The 20473-nt window shown below is 36.7% G+C and carries 20 protein-coding genes; 9 read left to right on the forward strand and 11 right to left on the reverse strand.

Annotated elements, in window-relative coordinates:
* Nucleotides 1-79 precede the first annotated feature (79 nt).
* The 5 genes from K5X82_07090 to K5X82_07110 form a co-directional block, all read right to left on the reverse strand.
* Nucleotides 80-610 carry a tail fiber protein gene (locus K5X82_07090; protein QZT38654.1) on the reverse strand — a complete coding sequence of 177 codons (531 nt, stop codon included), beginning with the start codon at nucleotides 608-610 and terminating at the stop codon, nucleotides 80-82.
* A gap of 51 nt (nucleotides 611-661) precedes the next feature.
* Nucleotides 662-1189: a tail fiber protein gene (locus K5X82_07095; GenBank protein QZT38655.1), complete on the reverse strand. Its 528-nt coding sequence runs from the start codon at nucleotides 1187-1189 to the stop codon at nucleotides 662-664.
* Nucleotides 1190-1220: 31 nt separating this feature from the next.
* Nucleotides 1221-3902, reverse strand: a complete 2682-nt coding sequence (locus K5X82_07100) for a hypothetical protein (GenBank protein ID QZT38656.1) — start codon at nucleotides 3900-3902, stop codon at nucleotides 1221-1223.
* Between the two features lie 7 nt (nucleotides 3903-3909).
* Nucleotides 3910-4395, reverse strand: a complete 486-nt coding sequence (locus K5X82_07105; GenBank protein QZT38657.1) for a T9SS type A sorting domain-containing protein — start codon at nucleotides 4393-4395, stop codon at nucleotides 3910-3912.
* 158 nt (nucleotides 4396-4553) lie between these two features.
* Nucleotides 4554-5666 carry an OprO/OprP family phosphate-selective porin gene (locus tag K5X82_07110; protein QZT38658.1) on the reverse strand — a complete coding sequence of 371 codons (1113 nt, stop codon included), beginning with the start codon at nucleotides 5664-5666 and terminating at the stop codon, nucleotides 4554-4556.
* Between the two features lie 569 nt (nucleotides 5667-6235).
* Here K5X82_07110 and K5X82_07115 point away from each other — a divergent pair.
* Nucleotides 6236-7213 (forward strand): IS30 family transposase, encoded by a 978-nt coding sequence (locus K5X82_07115; GenBank protein QZT38659.1) that lies wholly within the window; start codon nucleotides 6236-6238, stop codon nucleotides 7211-7213.
* A 53-nt stretch (nucleotides 7214-7266) separates the two neighbouring features.
* Here K5X82_07115 and K5X82_07120 read toward each other — a convergent pair whose 3' ends face one another.
* The 6 genes from K5X82_07120 to K5X82_07145 form a co-directional block, all read right to left on the reverse strand.
* A complete protein-coding gene (locus K5X82_07120) occupies nucleotides 7267-8190 on the reverse strand; it encodes a hypothetical protein (GenBank protein ID QZT38660.1) in 924 nt (307 codons plus the stop codon).
* Nucleotides 8191-8933: 743 nt separating this feature from the next.
* Entirely contained in the window at nucleotides 8934-9929 is a 996-nt protein-coding gene (gene pfkA, locus K5X82_07125; GenBank protein QZT38661.1) for a 6-phosphofructokinase, read from the reverse strand.
* Nucleotides 9930-10043: 114 nt separating this feature from the next.
* Nucleotides 10044-10907 carry a 4-hydroxy-3-methylbut-2-enyl diphosphate reductase gene (locus K5X82_07130; GenBank protein QZT38662.1) on the reverse strand — a complete coding sequence of 288 codons (864 nt, stop codon included), beginning with the start codon at nucleotides 10905-10907 and terminating at the stop codon, nucleotides 10044-10046.
* A gap of 262 nt (nucleotides 10908-11169) precedes the next feature.
* Nucleotides 11170-11880 (reverse strand): (d)CMP kinase, encoded by a 711-nt coding sequence (gene cmk / locus K5X82_07135; GenBank protein ID QZT38663.1) that lies wholly within the window; start codon nucleotides 11878-11880, stop codon nucleotides 11170-11172.
* Nucleotides 11881-11957: 77 nt separating this feature from the next.
* Entirely contained in the window at nucleotides 11958-12935 is a 978-nt protein-coding gene (locus K5X82_07140) for a PorV/PorQ family protein (protein ID QZT38664.1), read from the reverse strand.
* Nucleotides 12936-12996: 61 nt separating this feature from the next.
* Nucleotides 12997-13497, reverse strand: coding sequence for a YkgJ family cysteine cluster protein (locus tag K5X82_07145; protein ID QZT38665.1), 501 nt, complete (start codon nucleotides 13495-13497; stop codon nucleotides 12997-12999).
* Nucleotides 13498-13894: 397 nt separating this feature from the next.
* Between K5X82_07145 and K5X82_07150 the strand changes: the two genes are divergently transcribed.
* The 8 genes from K5X82_07150 to bioD all read left to right on the forward strand — a co-directional run bounded on the left by K5X82_07150 (nucleotide 13895) and on the right by bioD (nucleotide 20452).
* Entirely contained in the window at nucleotides 13895-14443 is a 549-nt protein-coding gene (locus K5X82_07150; protein QZT38666.1) for a hypothetical protein, read from the forward strand.
* A gap of 135 nt (nucleotides 14444-14578) precedes the next feature.
* Nucleotides 14579-14929 carry a hypothetical protein gene (locus K5X82_07155; protein ID QZT38667.1) on the forward strand — a complete coding sequence of 117 codons (351 nt, stop codon included), beginning with the start codon at nucleotides 14579-14581 and terminating at the stop codon, nucleotides 14927-14929.
* Between the two features lie 31 nt (nucleotides 14930-14960).
* Nucleotides 14961-15932, forward strand: coding sequence for a biotin synthase BioB (bioB, locus tag K5X82_07160; GenBank protein QZT38668.1), 972 nt, complete (start codon nucleotides 14961-14963; stop codon nucleotides 15930-15932).
* A 13-nt stretch (nucleotides 15933-15945) separates the two neighbouring features.
* Entirely contained in the window at nucleotides 15946-17241 is a 1296-nt protein-coding gene (gene bioA, locus K5X82_07165) for an adenosylmethionine--8-amino-7-oxononanoate transaminase (GenBank protein QZT38669.1), read from the forward strand.
* A gap of 12 nt (nucleotides 17242-17253) precedes the next feature.
* Nucleotides 17254-18378: an 8-amino-7-oxononanoate synthase gene (locus tag K5X82_07170; GenBank protein ID QZT38670.1), complete on the forward strand. Its 1125-nt coding sequence runs from the start codon at nucleotides 17254-17256 to the stop codon at nucleotides 18376-18378.
* The gene (locus tag K5X82_07175) at nucleotides 18375-18995 is read left to right on the forward strand and encodes a DUF452 family protein (protein QZT38671.1); all 621 of its coding nucleotides are present in this window, start codon (nucleotides 18375-18377) and stop codon (nucleotides 18993-18995) included. The genes K5X82_07170 and K5X82_07175 overlap by 4 nt, the downstream gene beginning before the upstream one ends.
* Nucleotides 18980-19741 (forward strand): hypothetical protein, encoded by a 762-nt coding sequence (locus tag K5X82_07180; GenBank protein ID QZT38672.1) that lies wholly within the window; start codon nucleotides 18980-18982, stop codon nucleotides 19739-19741. The genes K5X82_07175 and K5X82_07180 overlap by 16 nt, the downstream gene beginning before the upstream one ends.
* Before the next feature lie 3 nt (nucleotides 19742-19744).
* Nucleotides 19745-20452 carry a dethiobiotin synthase gene (bioD, locus tag K5X82_07185; protein QZT38673.1) on the forward strand — a complete coding sequence of 236 codons (708 nt, stop codon included), beginning with the start codon at nucleotides 19745-19747 and terminating at the stop codon, nucleotides 20450-20452.
* The last annotated feature ends 21 nt before the right edge of the window (nucleotides 20453-20473 follow it).

Raw genomic sequence — 20473 nt, forward strand, 5'->3', positions numbered from 1 at the left:
GATCATCTCGAAAGAGGTAATCGCTTTTTATTTATGGCATATAAATTTCAAAATAAAATGCCATTATTATTGAATCTAATTAATCATTCCGAGAAGGGTATAACCCCTGAAGCGCAATTACATAATTCAAAGCAACATAGGGCTGCATATTATTAATAGGTGCGTTCCCTCCTGTTTCACTGACAGATACAGAATCTTTATGCATTTTTTCATTTGGATTAACCACCTTGTATTCATTATCTCTTCCTCCTGATGCCAAAGTGGCATTAGTGACCAAGTTAATATCAGCAGTTTCTGTTGATCCCATTAATACGGCATCATGCGTATGTAATGGCATCTGACTTTCAAATAACACATTAGCTTCAACGCCACTTTTTGCACCCAACAAACGCTTAGTGAGCCCAGGTCCTTGTCCATATCCAATAGCTACTCTTCCTCGTAAATCAGGCAAACAAAATGTCGTTCTACCATTGCCACCATATGCAGAGCCTATTAATGAGTATAATGCTGTATGTTCTGCTACTGATAAGGTTCTTCCATCACAAAAAGCCCAACCTCTAGGTTCAAAAGTTCCTGCCCATAACATGACTTGACCAAGAAAAGGTTCCATAAATTTTATTTTTAGAATTAATAAAAATTTTAGACATACTCATAAGCACTCTTAACTTCTTGAAGGAAAAATCCCTTGCAAAGCAATAACATAACTCAGAGGCAGACTTGGCTGTACATTATTAAATGGGATATTACCACCTTCATTTGACACAGTAACTGAACCAGCATGCATAGTTTTGTCAGGGGTATGAATAAGATACTCATGATCTCGTCCTCCTGAAGCAAGGGCAGCTCCTTCAACATCATTTGTATTAGCATTGTCACTACATCCTTTTAGATACGCTATATGTGTATGATTTGGCATATTAGCTACAGATAAGCTCGTTGTTTCATATCCAATTCCACGTCCCAACACCCTAGTAGATAGTCCTGGACCAGTGCCAGCACCAACAGCTACGCGACCACGTAAATCAGGCAAGGCAAAAGTCGTCCGTCCATCTCCACCATATGTTGTTCCAAGAAGTGAAAACAAAGCAGTATTTGAGCTAATAGGAAGAAGTTGTCCATAGCAAAAAGCCCATCCTCTAGGAGCAAAATTACCTGCCCACAACATGATCTGACCAATAAAAGGTTCCATAAATTTTCATTTTTAGAATTAATAAATTAGTTTATTTTGTTCCCATCACAATAAAAGTAAATCCACTTGTCATAATAGAGCCATTGACAGGGTCAATTATTTTTACTATACATGAAGAAGTCGTTATACTTTTTATTTCTATGGTGAAATAATTTGGTGAAGCTGAAACAATGTTAGAAACAATGACTGGTTTTTCACTAAATGACTCATTAAAGGTTATTATGTAATCATTACTTCCATTTTTAGTCGTACTAAAACCTGATCCCGACACAACTCCACCTGCTGAATTAATTTCTCCTTTTACAATACGTGTAACGGATTCTTCCGCTTCCACAGAACCGCTACCTGAGGAACTTGCATTAACCCATTGAGGGATACCAGATGTCATCTGTAACACTTGACCATCACTTCCAGCTGCAATCCTTAACCACTCTGTTCCATTATGATATAAAAGGTCACCATTTGTATTATTTGGAACAACTAGTTTAGGAGCATCCGCTGTACCTCCAATATTTCCAGCCAACTTGATCACTCCTTTTGTTGATGCTGTTGCATCCGAGACACTTCCTCCTGATGCAACTGCATTTTCAACATAAGCTGTAGTAGCCACTTTAGTCGAATTGTTTCCTGCTGTCTGAGTTACAGCAATAGTTCCTGTAGGTAATTGCGGAGTTCCTATAAATGATGGTGAATCAAGGTCCGCTTTTGTTGTTATATCACTCGATTTAACATATCCCTTTGCACTTACAATGGCATCAACTTGAGTTGGAGAAAGATTCGTATTATCTAAATACTTAACTAAACCAATGGTAGTCGCTAATGCATTACCTGTGACTTTTAGATCATTACCTGTTAGCGTAAGGTCTTGAATCTCATTCGTAGCATCATTATCATTCAATTCTGAAGTCTTGGCATAACCTTGATCCGAAACGATAGTATTGATCTCTGTAGCACTTAAATTGGTGTCATCTAAATACTTACCTAAATCAATAGAGGTAGCCGAACCATTAAGAGTCACTTTCAAAATATCACCTGTTAATGACAAGTCCTGAATCTCATTCGTAGCATCATTATCATTCAATTCTGAAGTCTTGGCATAACCTTGATCCGCAACGATAGTATTGATCTCTGTAGCACTTAAATTGGTGTCATCTAAATACTTACTTAAATCAATAGAGGTAGCCGAACCATTAAGAGTCACTTTCAAAATATTACCTGTTAATGACAAGTCCTGAATCTCATTCGTAGCATCATTATCATTCAATTCTGAAGTCTTGGCATAACCTTGATCCGCAACGATAGTATTGATCTCTGTAGCACTTAAATTGGTGTCATCTAAATACTTACTTAAATCAATAGAGGTAGCCGAACCATTAAGAGTCACTTTCAAAATATTACCTGTTAATGACAAGTCCTGAATCTCATTCGTAGCATCATTATCATTCAATTCTGAAGTCTTGGCATAACCTTGATCCGAAACGATAGTATTGATCTCTGCAGCACTTAAATTGGTGTCATCTAAATACTTACTTAAATCAATAGAGGTAGCCGAACCATTAAGAGTCACTTTCAAAATATTACCTATTAATGACAAGTCCTGAATCTCATTCGTAGCATCATTATCATTCAATTCTGAAGTCTTGGCATAACCTTGATCCGCAACGATAGTATTGATCTCTGTAGCACTTAAATTGGTGTCATCTAAATACTTACTTAAATCAATAGAGGTAGCAGCACCATTAAGGGTAACTTTCAAAATATTGCCTATTAATGACAAATCCTGAATCTCATTTGATGCATCATTATCATTAAGATCAGAAGTCTTAGCATAACCCTTAGCAGAAACAATATTATCCACCTCTGTCTCACTTAACTGCGTGTTGTCTAAATACTTTCCTAAATCGATAGAGGTAGCAGCACCATTACTTGTAATCTTTAGAATATTATCCGTCAACGTCAAATCTTGTATCTCATTTGATGCATCATTATCATTAAGATCAGAAGTCTTAGCATAACCCTTTGCGGAAACGATATTATCCACCTCTGTCTCACTTAGCTTGGTATCCACATTGTCTAAATATTTACTCAAGTCTATAGAGGTAGCCTCCCCATTACGGGTAATCTTTAAGATATTGCCCGTCAATGACAAATCCTGTATCTCATTAGTCACATCCCCATCTTTCTCTTCTATAGTAATATTTTCTATGTCCGAGATCTGAGATGTAGATATTGTAATTCCTGTTGATTTATCCCAAGCAGTAAAAGCTGGATCGGTTTCATTAAGGTCGCCACTTAAACCCTCTGCAGTTTTAGCATGTAATGCATAAGGCACACTTAACAACTGACTCGTACCAACAATAGTATAATTGTTTCCTCCATTTAAGTCCGTTTCTGTTTTAATATAGAAGATTCCTTGCCCCCAATTAATACTAGAGAAAACATCAGATGTGGCCCCTTTTCCAATCTCAATTGAGATTAAGCCATTGGCATTACTTGTTGGAGTATGTAGTTCTGTATAAATAGCATCTCCATTTGCAGAGTTCGCAAGAATACTTACCCTCATACTAATATTCTGGTTAACTAATAATTCCCCTTTATTATTACGTATAACAGCCTGATAATTGACTGCCTCAGGACTCTGAGCGAACAGAGAGCATAAAGAGACACTACTTGTAATAAGCAGAAAGAAAAGCTTAAGTATAATTCTAGTCATAGTTGATTTAGTTTTTTAGGATCTTAAATACCTTTAATTGAATATTCTGTTTGGTCACATACAAAAAATAGACGCCAGGTCTACAGACCTGCATGTTTATTCTCGTTTTATCGGAAAGGACAACTCCCTTTTTAAGTAACTTCCCCTGAGAATCAAAGAGACTATATGACAAGTCTTCTCCAATCCGTTCATTATCTATCTGTAATTGCAGAATGTCATGCACAGGGTTCGGGTAAAATGAAATCTGCAATAGATCTAGGTTAACTGTTCGATGTCCTGTTACAACAGAGATTTCATAAGCTTGCTGTACGCCACCTGAAACAGAACCATTATTTACAGACGTATTATAGATAACTTGTCCAAGGGAATAGTTTAAGGAGCCGGTTGTACCAGTGATCTTATGTCCACTGCTATTAATTGAGCTCTGAGCAAAAGAACTTCTGATTAACATCGTAAGGATAAAGCATACTAGAAAGTATTTTTTCTTTCTCATTAGCAAATTGTTTTAATGGTTTATAAAAAAACAAATGCTGAAGCACTGAGTGGTTCAGCATCTTTCACGACTTATTATTATATACAATTCCATCTTTCATGATAAACTATAGGTTATTCGCTATATCACAATATTTTGATCGTATTGCCATAAACAAATTATTTCCATCCACGTAGAAGATCAAAACCTATTCTAACTCCTGCCATAATTTGAAACTCTGCATTATAGTGCTGACGTGTACTTGAAGCTGGAGCATCGGGAGTCACAATAGAGATATTCCCATCAGAAGAGTAAGCTCCAGTCACATATAATCTTAAATTCTTATCTTTTAATGGATAGTATTGAAGCGCCAATTCAATGGTATGTATTGCAGTATTATCAATAGTTTCAGTTGACCCATCTTCCATTGGAACATCATAACCATCTCCATCAAAATCTACCTTATTATACATATACTTGATATAAGGTTTGAAGTAGTCCCAGTTATAAGCAATTTTTATTGGAACACTAGTGTAGACAGCATTTGCATAGAAGTTGGGCATATTCTCCACTCTAGCATAGTCTGTATCAATATGTAGATCTTTAAAGTTCCAACCGATTCCAAGATTAATGGCATAAGGAGTATCATCGGCACCACCCTTATCTTTTGCAGTAACACTCATATAAGTCTCAATCTTATCCTTTACAATATGACCATACCAATATAAGTTATACTCCATGTCTTGCTTTTCACTCGCATTATCTGCATTCATCAATTGGAAGCCAAAACTTTGCAGATTGGTTGTTGTATACTGAGCAGTTACCCCTGTTTTATACACACCAAGGTTATTCCCAACCACACTATAGATATATACATCCGCGGGGTTGTAATACTGTTCAACGGTACCCACATTCATAAAGAAACGCCCTGCACTAAAAAACCACTTATTATTATCTGTAGTATAAGTTATATTCGCAGCCTGAATATTATCTAGGATATTATTTGCATTGATATCATTCGAATTAAATACGGTTCGAAAATTAAATCCAATATTGGGAGTTAACATTCCTTCTATTCTGAAAAGAAGATCTGAAAACTGAAATTTATGTGTCGACCCATAATTCGCAAAATTCTTCTCATAATCAAGATAATTATACTCAATTCTACCATCAACAGGCATCGTTAGGTGTTGCTTAAAAAAGCTTGTTGAAGCATCATGTTTCATTTCTTGAGCAAACAAGATTGAAACAACTAATAATTGCAGCATAAGGGTAATAGCAAACTTCTTCATATCAAATCTTTTGTTTCAGATAATATATTGTCATCTACTCCTATCGTAGGATTCACTTCATCTCATAAGGAAAACAAACACAAAAGACATAAGTTCACTCATAATCACAAACATAAAAAAACCTACTCCTTTCAAAAAAGGAGTAGGTTTTCAATATTATATGATACTATATTTCTCTACATAATAAACTTAATCACATGAAATAGACAACAACCCCATTCAGTGACATCAATACCAATTCTGTTAGAGTAAGACATTGTTCTTATAAATTAGAGATGATAAATAAAATCAGAATACACCATACAATTAACTATAGATCAAATCATAATATAAAATTGCATCAAACGAATAATGAGAGTTGCAAGACAAAAAGCACATATGACTATAATTCCGATTATAATGATGATTCTTATATTTCTTGCATTCAAATCATAAATGCAACACAATATTATAACTATGAGTGTTATTTGTGTGTAAATATTGAAGAAACAAAAAGGAGGATTTCTCCTCCTTTATACTAAGTTTGTCCATCAAATATTTACAGATAAATCCTCCAAGAAATAATGCAAATGGGACAACTCGTAATAAAACAAAGATACTTAATTGAATTGATGCTTGCAACAGGAGCTAGTTTCGAATCGATAGGCTCTGCAATCAACAAAAACAAGTCAGTAATAAGTAGGGAAGTAAAAAGGAATAGTAATCCAGAAACTGGATGTTATTGTGCGATCTATGCAGAAGCTTTATGTAGAGAAAGACATCGTAACAAGCGAAAGCAGATTGTATTAGATGGAGCGATGAAAGACTATATTAAACATTACTTGGAGAAAGGCTTGAGTCCAGAACAGATTAATGGCAGAAGTAAATTAAAAGGGATTTCTTGTGTGTCACATGAAACGATATACACCTATATCTGGGAGGATAAGATTGCAGGTGGAGAGATTTATAAGTCATTGAGACGCAAACATAAGAAATACTCCAGAAGAGGTGCAAAGAACGAATTTCGGGGCAAAATGGAAGGTCGCGTAAGTATAGACCAGCGTCCTAAAATTGTGGAAGAGAAACAACGCTTTGGAGACTTAGAAATAGACACAATTATTGGAAAGAACCGGAAAGGGGCAATTCTCACTATTAACGACAGGTCTACAGGGCTGTGCTGGATAAGGTTATTAAATGGAAAGAATGCCAAAGCTCTTGCAAAGCAAACTATTGATGTATTAACCCCCTTTAAAGATCTAATACACACCATTACATCTGATAATGGAAGAGAGTTCTATGAGCATAAGCATATTGCAGAATCACTAAAGGTGGACTTCTACTTTGCTCATCCATATCATTCTTGGGAAAGAGGTGCAAATGAGAATCTAAATGGATTGATTAGACAGTATATACCTAAAGGAAGCTCTTTTGAGAACTTAACACAAAAGGAAATAGACTGGATACAAGCTAAGCTTAATAATAGACCTCGTAAGAGATATGGATATCATAAGCCTATTGAAATGTATAATAAGCTAAAACTTGATAGAAAAGTTGCATTTGTCGCTTGAATTCACGTTTTAACCACTTAAAGAGTTAGACAGATATCGAAGTGATCGATTATCTAATGTAACATCTTATCAAACATTTTTTTATTATGACGATAGATAATACGTGAAGCTTCACCTAAATCATCCTGATGTTCCATCATCACATCTAAAGCCAAAGCAAAAAACTCATTATCTAAACGTAGGCGTTTCATCATCTTTACCTCTTCAGGGTGAGAAGAACACCATTTTGAAGTTGCATAGATATTTATATCAACACGTTCAGATGCGTTCATTGTTGGTCGATCAACCATATTAAGATCCATTAAACCAAACATAAGACTAGGATACCAACCTGAAGCAAGAAAACCCTTCTTCTGCTTATATAAACGAAGCATATCACTCATCAACTCCTTTTCACTACAGAGCTTTATAGTCATTGGAAGATCATATGTTTTAATAATCTGTTCGGTCTCCATACGAATACCATACAATCTCTTTAAAAGAAAGATCGTATCCACGAAAACTCTCTGTTTCACTTTCACATCTTTCACACTCAATGCTCTAGTATATTCAGGGACTACAAACCCTTCTCTGGCATTTGTAGATATAGATGATATATATTGTATCTCGGGGTGTTCTTTGGCTATATCTGGCTTATTATGATATTCCCATACCATCATGGTTATATCGGCCTTATCCTCAAGAAGAGCTGAGATCGTACTATCTTCCAATTTGAAGCTCCATTTCTTCCCATGATCTTGCATCTCAAGATTCATAACATTAGAAAAGACGATAGCATCCATAAATTTAGATACAGCAACTCTTGTATCTCCACCTTCTATAGGAGCGATAAGCATCTGTTTGCTCTTTTTATTACCATTCACTACTGTTTGTGGTTGCTCCTTACTAGTAGCTAGCTTTTGCTTATTATTCCCTTGATGGCAAGAAAAACATACAAATACCACCATAAGAGTAAATAGATAAAAATAATGTTTCATGTCCAAAATTGCGTTTTTAATAATTAATAATCCAGTCCGCATCAAAGATACGGGAGTATAATCAAATAAACACTAAAATAGATCATATTATTTAACACTGTACAATTTTGGATCCTAACAACATAAATATAACGATCTAATAATGACACACAATGCAGACTTATACAAATAATATATAGAAGACCTTATATTGATTTGTATAAACTCAACATAAATTAAATTGCAGCAATCAACATAAAATACATCTTAATAAACATAAGACTATTGCAATGATGAAATGAACTAATTTTCTCCATGCATAAGCTAATGATAGTCATAGACAAAAATTTATTCAATGGGTATTTACAGCCATTGAACCATATAGAAGCCGTTGTTTGATAGGTTTGGTAAGAATATCGAGTCATTGCTTATAATCACAAGAAAAGAAATAAGATCAACCACAATTCACTAATTTGACATCTAATAATTATGATTCATCTTCAGTAAACTATTTTAAGAACACCGTAGTCCTGTTTGTTATGCGAAACGAATCACAAAAGAACGTTTGTATAGAGATTTGTGTTTGTAGAATTTATTTGAGTTATGAGATCTCTTTGTACATCCTTAGATTACGGGAAACGGCACTTATAAAGTTACGGTTTAAGAATATTCATTAATGGTTTAAAAGAACCAACCTCATTTTACAAAAATAAAAAAGGCTGCCTAAAAAGACAGCCTTGATAATATTATTTTGACAATATTGCTTAGTTCGAAAGAATCTTAACTAAATCCAACTGTTGTCTTTCTACAACCTTTTGATTCTTGATTGCTTTAGTAAATGGAACATGAACAATCTCCCCATTCTCAATTCCAATCATAATACTCTTTTGATCATCCATGAGTGCTTCGACTGCACCAGCTCCCAAACGACTCGCTAGAATTCTATCTGAAGCAGATGGAGTACCACCACGTTGAATGTGACCTAGAATAGTTACCCTAACATCATAATCAGGAAAATCCTTCTCTACTCTCTTAGCCCAATTAAATGCACCACCTTCTTTTTCTCCTTCAGCAACCAAAACAATTGAACTGTTTTTTGATTTTCTATAACCATTTGCCAAGTAAGACTTAAGGTCTGCATAGCTCGTTGGTACTTCAGGAATCAAAACAGCTTCTGATCCAGCAGCAATACCTCCATTAAGCGCTAAGAATCCAGCGTCACGACCCATCACTTCAATAAAGAATAGACGTTCATGTGCTGTTGCTGTATCCTTAATTTTATCGACACATTCTACAATCGTGTTCAATGCAGTATCGTAACCGATAGTAAAATCTGTACCATATAAATCGTTGTCAATCGTACCAGGAATTCCAACCACAGGAAAGTTAAACTCTTTGGCAAAAAGACCAGCTCCAGTAAAAGTTCCATCACCACCGATAACCACTAAGGCATCAATTTTAGCCTCAACAATATTATCGTGTGCTTTTTTACGTCCTTCTGGTGTCTTAAACTCCATACAACGTGCAGATTTAAGCATTGTACCTCCTTGCTGTAGGATGTTACTTACATCCTTAGATTCCATTTTCTTAAAAGCCTTATTGATAAGACCTTTATATCCATGAGAGATACCAATCACTTCTAATCCTTTATATCTTGCAGCACGTGTGACTGCACGAATTGCGCCATTCATACCTGGTGCATCACCTCCTGATGTTAGAAGGCCAATTCTCTTAATGGTTGTATTTCCTAATTCCACCATGATCTATTTCGCTTGTTCTTTGTTATTTATTCTGAAAAAAACTTTCCTACACAATATTACTTGCAATCGATTGAAAAGACAAGAAATTAAGGTTAAATAAATAGGATCATTTTATTAAGAATCAAAATTATCTTGTAGTTTCTGTGCCACCAAATCCATCAAATGTCTTGGAGTTGAAGTCGCACCACAGATACCTACTCTACTGTTTTTGTGGAACAAAGATAGATCTAATTGGTTCGGATGAGAAATAAAATATGCATTCTCATTGTTCTCTTTACATATGTTGTATAACACCTTTGCATTGGAGCTCTTCTCGCCACCGACAAAGACAATTATATCATATCTCTTCGAGAACTCGCGCAGTTTAGGAATCCGATTGGCTACTTGACGACATATCGTATCGTGGAAAGTTAATTTATCTTCGCCTACTTTACCCTTGATATTATCAATAAGTGCATGGTAACCATCTAACGATTTGGTCGTCTGAGAGAACAGAAGGGTCTTTTTACTGGTATCGATATTTTTAATATCATCAGTGCCCTCAATTACAATCGCATTTCCATTTGTTTGACCAACCAAACCATTAACCTCTGCGTGTCCTTTCTTACCAAAGATGACCAACTGACCACTCTCTTGTGTCACATCATCATAACCATCTTTCACTTTCTTTTGAAGTCGTAAGACCACTGGACAGGTCGCATCAATTAGTTTAATGTTATTCTCTTCTGCGTACAAATAAGTCTCCGGTGGTTCTCCATGGGCACGAAGTAAAACAGTACAATCACTCATGGTAAAGTACTCTTCACGACTTACGGTTTTCAGCCCCAATTGAGCCAAACGATTAACTTCAAAGCTGTTATGGACAATGTCTCCTAAGCAATAAAGTTCATCTTCTAACTCTAATATATCTTCTGCTTTTTTGATCGCCTTGATCACACCGAAACAAAAACCAGAATTGTCATCTATTTCTATGATCATAATTTACTAGGATTCTATAAGATTGAATTACGAAAACCACAATACGAAAATCTATTCATCATTATGGCTATATATGCCAATTCCATATTTAAATGAGCGAAACTCTCATCTTATATACTTGATTACTCATCGTTAAGAAGTATCACCATAGGAAACCATTTCTCACCTTGTTTAATCAAAATATCTTCACAAGTTTTTATAGCTCATTTCATAATGCAATTGGAATTACAATTTTACAAAAGGTAAAGATCAAATACAAGACCTACAGATCCTTTTCCTCAATTTTTTCTTGAATCCACTCCATAACCAATGCAGTTTGTTCTGAAGGAGTGATATGACTATTGTCAAGCACCACGGCATCATCTGCTTTAGTTAATGGGCTCTCATCTCTATTTTGATCGATATAATCACGCTTCTCAACATTGGCAAGAATCTCGTCAAGTGTCACATGATCTCCTTTGGCATTTAACTCATCAAAACGTCGTTTTGCTCTAATCAATGGGTCTGCAGTCATAAATACCTTTAGGTCAGCATGAGGGAAAACCACTGTACCAATATCTCTACCGTCCATTACAACACCTCCGTCGTTTCCAAACTCTTGCTGTAATTTAACCAAATGGTGTCTTACTTCAGCAATGGCAGCAATAACACTAACATTATTAGACACTCCCAATTGGCGAATTTCGGTTTCGATATTCTCTCCATTTAAAAATGTAACATTAGTTTGATTTTCTTCATTGTATTGGAAAGAGATATGAATATCATTCAAAGCATCGATCAACAACTGCTTCTCTACATGGTCTTCTTTAATCCAATTCATTCGCAAAGCGTATAAAGTAACTGCTCGATACATTGCTCCTGTATCCACATAGATATAACTCATTCGTTTTGCTATATCTTTTGCCATTGTACTTTTACCGCATGATGAAAATCCATCAATTGCAATAACCAACTTCGTTTGTTTGCCTTTCATTAGGTAGATATAAATAATTAAAAACGATCGCAAAGATACGTTTTTTTATGCTTATTATCTCCTGAGATAATTCAATTCTACAACTTTAATTGGAAACCAAAACTATGCTGTATATTACTCTTATGCATCGGACTAAAGCTATAAGCTAACTGAAACTTTGAAGTATCTATTTGAAACCCGAAAGACATTCCTGAAGTGCCTTTGCTTGAGGAAGAACCTATCGATTCACGAATCATATTATTATATCCTGCCATCAAACAGAAATGAGAACTAAACCTTAATCGTGTACCAAAATTGATATGATTAAGCAAATGGCTATAGTCCTCTTTACTATCACTATCATCACCGATCACAACAGCATCCCACTCATTCAAGTGATGGGCAGTCAGATAGAAAATAAATGGAGCGTGATCTAGCGATTTTACCAAAGTAAAACCAACATCCAAAGGAAGAGAAACTTTAGATTCATCTAACTGGTTTATCGATACACCGATATTTCTCACGACAAATGCTGCAGAGAAACTCTTCACTTTATAACTTGCAGAGGCATTAAATGAGAGTGCAAAAGCATCATAGATATCCATTTTAGAAAACAGCGTATGCATGGATACTCCTGCACGCCACTTAGAACTTAATTTCTTGGAGTAGTTCAAGGAGAGATCATATGAAGCAGCTGAGTAGTCTCCAAGGTATATATTTTCTTCATCTCTTCTCTCAAAGCTACCATAATTAATCGTCTGAAAGTTGATCGAAAAGATATCCGTCGGCTTCCATGCCCAAGCTCCACTCAAAGAGATATGTTTGACCCCATCAAATAGAATTGCATAATCAGTTTCAATCTTCTTATGGTAAGTCGAGTCAAGCTCACTAGGCGCAAACTGAGTCACTCCAAAATTAGTCTCAACATCACTATAAAGCACTCCTCCCAAAGCTCTTGTCGATGGATTAATTGTGACATCTAACAGAGGATACGTTTGATATGGAGCGTCTTGAGATCGACCTATATTTGATAATAGAACCACTCCTAGACAGGATAATAATAGTTTCTTTAACATGAATTGTTACTTATAATATACCTTTCAAGAAAAAACGTATGCATACGGTTATTATTGTTTACTACCACTCCATTTTAAGCATCGTCTCAGTAATCATATAAACAATTGGACAGTAAGACCTATTCTTTTCTGTCAAGTTTAATATTTGATACATTTTTGTTCTATCCGTATGCGGATACTCACGACAAGCCTTTGGTCGACTTTCATAACACATACAATACAGATCATTTCCTAGAAATGGACAAGGCTGGGTACGAAAAACAAAGTCTTGATCAGAGTCCATCTCCAGATACTCATCAATAAAGTTTGATGACTTCATCCGAAAATGCTTACTTAACCGATCAATATCTTTCTCAAGTACAATAGGACTAATACTACTACAACAGTTTCCACAATCGAGACAGTCATAACTATCAAAAGCCTCTTCATGAAGCCTATGAATAATTGCATCTAGATTTTTTGGTTTCTTTTTCTTCAGTTTCTTAAATAAATCTTTTACCTGTTGCCCATTCTGTTTTGACAACTCCACAATCGAGACAGGTGTAACTCCTGTAAAATCCATACCTAACAGTTTTAGTTGGGCAAAGATAAACGATTCATTAAACTATTACACATTCCATGGTGAAGGATTTAAGTAGCAACATGGATCTAAATTTATAGAGCTAATTTTCAACATAACAGCCACGAAAAAGTAAACCTTACAATCACAAAAATTCAACCTTAAACGAATACGATTAGCAATTGACACACAAGCAAATATTTGATTCTAGTCATATTTACCAAAACACAAATTTACGCTACAATCAATAGATGATAACCTCTAAATATCAGAAGTTAATAGATTAACGATTAATAAATATTATTTAAAGTTTATTGTTTATTTTACTATTTTTGTAACCAAACGCAACACCACCACTTATTACACTTTATTTGATTTTAAAAACGAAAGGTTATCACTTATGAGCAGTTTTATGTCAAGTGGTTATCGGGCAGTATTTACCCCTACTCCCCAAAGAATTCTTATTAGCTACTATCTTGATTCAGCAAATCAAGAAGACCGTCCTGCGTTTTATGGAGAGATACAAGGTATTAATAACCTCATATCTCTATCCACTTTACAGTGTTCTCTCTCTACACCTCATGATGAAGAGATATTACTAATTAAATCTCAATCCACCCTATTTTCCAACAAATGGAACCTATACGGCAGAGATGATTTTCTTATTGGAAAGGTATTAACAAACAACAAGACCCCTTCTGTTATGGGACAAGTTCAATGTAATGAATGGGGTACACTAGGACGCATACAATATTCTAATCATGATAAAAGTTGTGTGATTACAAGAGACGATCAAACGTTTGGAAGTATTGACTTTGTTGACACTAATAATTATCATTTCCATCTAGATGGAAGTATCAAGAACAAGAAGTCTCCAAACTTATTATTTCTTGGATTGGCTGCTATCGTCTATGCCATACAGAACACAGCATTAATCCCTTACAGTTAAGAGTAGATATAAATTACAGGTCAAAGAACTCTTAAATGACTCTTTATAACTTATTTCTTATGAATTTAATTTTTTATTTTTTTCATTTGTCTATCAAATAAGGGGGATTAAAGATCACCCACTGTAGAGATCAATATGAGGAGATATAGTAATATAACACCTAATGCCATCATTACTTTCACCAAGTGGAGCAGAAAAAGTTATGCCCTATTTGCAGTGATAGGTAGGTTGGTACGTATTGGATTTCTAAACATGGACTTGTCTAAAGTTGATGACGTACTGTTAAATATACCATCGTCAAAGAGTACTATGACAATGAAAGAAGAGGACGAGGAAGAAGAGTGTATCCAAGAACTGGATAGGCTTAGGGTATCTCTATACGAAGGGCTAATACCTCAATCCACGTCCATTCCATGCGATAAAATAGATTGTTACACGTATTATAAAAAGAATACAAGAAAGGCTAGATGCCCCTATATAAGATAGGGATATCTAGCCTTTCTTGGTTTTAAACGGTATGAAAAAAGAAGCTTTAAAGAGAAAAGTAGATGAGATCATCAATGGTCAAATGATCCAAGTAGAAGAAGCCTTAGAGTTGGTAAAATATGAAAACCTTCACGAGCTGTCAGCATATGCCAATACCATTCGTGAGACCCTTTGTGGAAACCATTTCGATTTATGCTCCATCACCAATGCACGATCAGGTCTTTGTGGGGAAGATTGTAAATGGTGCTCCCAATCTATCCACTTCAACACAAAGGTCCCTCAATATGAATTTATACCACTAGAGCAAGTGGTTAAGGAGGCAAAAACACTTGAACAGCAAGGGGTGCACAGACACTCATTGGTTACGAGTGGAAAAGCATTAAACAAATCAAATATAAAGCATCTTATTGGGACCTACAAAGTCCTAAAGAGAGAAGCACCAAAACTTAAATATTGTGCCTCACTTGGACTCATAGACAAAACAGCTCTTCAATCATTGGTAGAGGCAGGAGTCGACCACTATCACTGTAACCTTGAGACAGCCCCATCACATTTCCATACGTTATGTTCTTCTCATACTATCGAAGACAAAAAGAGAACGATACAAGCGGCACAGGAAGTCGGATTAAAAGTCTGCTCAGGAGGAATTATCGGAATGGGTGAAACCATGGAGCAACGAATAGAGATGGCCTTTGCATTACGTGAGTTAGGAATAAAATCCATTCCCATCAATATCTTAATGCCAATCGAAGGAACACCACTAGAAGGGTGTAAGCCACTAACCGACGAAGAGGTAATCCGCACTTTCATCATCTTTAGATTCATCAACCCCAATGCGAACATACGTTTGGCAGGAGGGCGTTGTGAAATTAAACATGTCGAAGAGAGGCTTTTAGCTGCTGGCGTCAACGCATCTATTGTTGGTGACCTTCTAACAACCATGGGCTCCTCTGTAGATGAAGACCTTAAAATGGTTCAGAGTGCTGGATTTAACATCAAATAAAACGAACCTAACGATGAATACAACGTCACTACTAGAGTTAGATCGCAATCATATATGGCACCCATATACATCTATGGACCATCCTCTCCCATGCTTTCCTGTGGCATCTGCTGAAGGTGTTGAAATCACATTAGAGACAGGAGAGAAACTGATTGATGGTATGTCAAGCTGGTGGGCTGCCATCCATGGTTATCAACACCCCCAACTTAACCAAGCAATACAGAATCAGATACAGAAGATGTCACACGTCATGTTCGGGGGATTAACCCACCGTCCAGCCGTAGAGCTGGCAACCCAGCTGTTAAAAATTACACCAGATGCATTGCAGAAAATATTCTACTCCGATTCAGGTTCTGTTGCAGTAGAGGTAGCTCTTAAAATGGCACTGCAATATCAAATGTCAAGAGGAAGATCTACGCGCACAAAATTCGCAACGGTCCGAAATGGATATCATGGAGATACATGGCATGCAATGGGCGTATGTGATCCCGACACAGGGATGCACTCTATCTATAAAGACAGACTTGCACCTACCCTCTTCGCTCCATCTCCTAAGGTCTCATTTTTTGAAACGTGGGACACCTCTGATTTCAAGCCCATGGAACAACTCATATTAAGTAACCATGAGGAGGTGGCAGCAGTCATTCTAGAACCCATTGTACAAGGAGCAGGAGGCATGCGTTTTTATCATCCACAATACCTTGTCGAACTACATCGTCTTTGCCAACAACATGACATCCTACTAATCTTCGATGAGATCGCAACAGGCTTTGGAAGAACAGGAAAGATGTTCGCCTTAGAACATGCAGGAGTAGTACCAGATATTCTTTGTTTAGGCAAAGCCATTACAGGAGGGATGATGAGTTTCGCTACCACCATGACTACTGTAGAGGTGGCCACAACCATCTCTCAAGGAACCCCTGGTGTTATCATGCATGGTCCTACCTTTATGGGAAACCCCTTGGCATGTGCAGTAGCAACACAAAGCCTAGAAATCATCATGCAGAAAGAGACACTTACAAAAGTTAAGACTTTAGAACAACAACTAATCCAAGAGCTAGCACCATTCAAAGCACTCGAAATCGTTGATGACGTGAGAGTCCTTGGAGCGATTGGTGTTATCGAAATGAAAGAGGCAGTAGATATGCAAATGCTCCAACAGAGCTTTGTTAAACATGGCATATGGCTACGACCCTTTGGCAAACTTATCTATATGATGCCACCTTACATCATGAGCTCCAAAGCCCTTAGTCAATTGATCAAAGGGTTGAAACAATCCATTAGTGAAGTTTACCATATTGACATTTAACCTAACATAGATATGAAAAAACGAATCTTAGCTGGGATAGAGCAACTAGAGAGAATGGACAATCTTCGTAGATTGTCCATTCCCTCGCCGTCCCACCTCTCTCTTTCGACCAACGATTACATGGGGATATCTCAGAATCAGCAACTATATAAAGATTTTATCGAGCAAAATAGTATCGATGGTACAAGTATGGGAAGCTGCTCCTCTAGACTTTTGACAGGAAACACAGAAGCCATGGAGCTACTAGAAAGAGATCTCAAAGATCTTTACCAAAGAGAGGCTGCACTTCTTTTTAACAGTGGATATCATGCCAACATTGGCATCCTGCCTGCCATTACAACCAAAAGAGACTTGATCATTGCAGATCAATATGTACATGCGAGTATCATTGACGGGATTCAACTATCAAAAGCTAAAAGCTGGAGGTTTCGCCATCAAAACTACGATCAATTAGAAGACTATCTAATAAAATACCGAAACGATTATGATCAAGTGATATTGGTGGTAGAGTCACTCTACAGCATGGATGGCGACTATGCTGATCTACATAGACTTGTTGAATTAAAGAATAGATATGACTGTCTTCTATATGTGGATGAAGCCCATACATTTGGGGGAGTAGGCAAAAGAGGATTGGGGTTGGGTGAACAGCTAGGATTGATCAAATCCATAGACTTTATTGTTGGAACCTTTGGAAAAGCAGTAGCATCACAGGGGGCATTCCTAGTGTGTGACGATATATATCGCACGTGGCTGATCCAAAAGTCTAGATCACTAATCTACACCACCTCCCTACCCGAGATCACATCACTCTGGAATAGACATGTTATTCATTATTTAACCCAACAAGAGGAGGCTAGAGATAGATTAGCAGCTTTGGCAAGTTGGTTTTCTAGAGAACTAGGGATCGAACATCAATCCTATATCATTCCATACATAGTGGGTTCCAACAAACGAGCAATCGCGTTATCAAACTTCCTTGAGACAAGAAATATATCCTGCCTACCAATAAGGTATCCAACAGTCCCTCAAGAGACGGCAAGACTACGATTCTCATTAACAGCAGAGATGAAAATGGAACAACTTGTAAGTATCATAGAAGCAATCGACACATTCAATCTAAACATGGTACCATGACGCATATTATATTCTTTAACGGATGGGGGATGGACAAAGGGGTGTTTAAACACTTTAATACTAGCGACGATATTCAAATCACAGAGGTCAATAGTTACCACCAATACCACGAACCGACCATCACCAATGATTGTGATAGAACAGTGGTGGTAGCATGGTCACTAGGGGTAATAATGGCCACCAAATTCTATATCCAACACAACCTATTTATCGATAAATTCATCGTCATCAATGGCGCATGTGATGGTTTTGACAAACATAAAGGGCTGCCTAAAGTGATGTCTATGCTAACAGCAAAAAGGTGGAACACATCTACCTTAACAGGCTTTAATGAAAAGATGAATGGGACTTCCGAAGTCATAGTTCCTTGCAACCGCTCTATAGAGGACCAAAAAGCAGAGTTAATCTTCCTGATGGAACACCATGATGAAATCCAATCCAATCTATTAACTGTAAATGACCCGTGTATTACAGTCTTAATTAGTGAAAATGAATGGATCTACCCAGCAAAGAATCTTATTCGCTGTTGGCAACATCAAAATATTGTGATCATAAAAGATAAATTTCATAACCCATTCTACAGCACCTACTCATGGAAACAATGGATAGAGAATTAACAACAGATAAGAAGCGTATTCAAACCTGTTTCAAACAAGGGTTTCGCACTTATGATCAGCAAGCAACAATACAGAAACGTGTTGCAGAAAAACTTGTGGATTGCCTGGCACAACAACCACTATTTATACCTACCGTCTTTGAGATCGGCGCTGGGTCGGGGATACTTACAGAGAGCTTATTGTCAAAACATATGGTTGGGGAATATCGATTAAATGATATTGTGACACACTGCTTTCCAAAATTAGCAGGTATAACCAAGTCTCATGCTGTGACGATCGCAAAAGATTACATGGGAGATATCGAACAAATTGATTTGCCTCAACAGAACAACTTGATCATCTCTAGTTCAGTATTCCAATGGATACAGCGCCTTCCTACCCTGCTCAACAAGCTATCTGGAACACAAAACAGAGGCGACATACTAGCATTCTCAATATACACCAAAGGAACATACACAGAGTTTCATCAAACCACTGGAGCAGGCCTAAACTATCTCCACTTTGATGAGATTACAACAATGGTAGAGCAACAATACGACATATTACACGCTTCCCAAGAGCAACATACACTCTCTTTTAACACCCCAAAAGAGGTCCTCCTTCACATGAAAAGAACAGGGGTCAACGGCGTAGGAATATCATGGAATAAATCACAACACCTCCATTTTATGAGGAATTATCCCACGGTTAACCATAAATATCAACTAACCTATGTTCCATCATATTTTATACTTAAACGAAAATAGATAATGAAAAAAACATATTTTATCTCAGGAATAGATACAGATTGTGGCAAAACAATCGCAACGGGTATTATGGCGAAAAGCCTACATCACTATGGACATAAAGTGATTACACAAAAGTTTATCCAAACAGGTAATATCGGATACTCCGAAGATATTGAGAAGCATAGAGAACTGATGGGAGTCAATCTATTTCAAGAAGATTTTGACCACACCACCGCTCCTTTGGTATACAGCACTCCTGTCTCTCCACACCTTGCCGCTGAGATCGATGTTAAGGAGGTCGACATTCAGAAAGTATACGATGCAACCCAAACACTAGAAAAACGTTTTGATCATATACTTCTCGAAGGAGCTGGAGGTCTAATGGTTCCGTACAGTAGATCACAAACCACATTAGATTATCTAAAAGCGTCGGCTCTTCCTCTAATTCTTGTCACCTCTTCTAAGCTCGGAAGTATCAACCATACACTCCTATCTCTAGAAGTCATCAAAAAATATGATATTCCGCTACATGGTGTGGTCTATAATCATCTTCCCCATGTCGAAAATTTTCAAGCAGTAGACACAGTTAATATAATTAAAACGTATCTATCAGAGAACTTCCAAGGAGTATTATTCACAGAAATACCTAATATTGAAGACCATAAAAACTACACCATTCCTGAACCTGTTATAGAGCAATGGTTCAAACAAGAAAGAATCATTTCATAATATTTACTTTTATAATGAATC

Source organism: Prolixibacteraceae bacterium (assembly GCA_019856515.1).
GTDB classification, from domain to species: Bacteria; Bacteroidota; Bacteroidia; order Bacteroidales; family Prolixibacteraceae; genus Halosquirtibacter; species Halosquirtibacter xylanolyticus.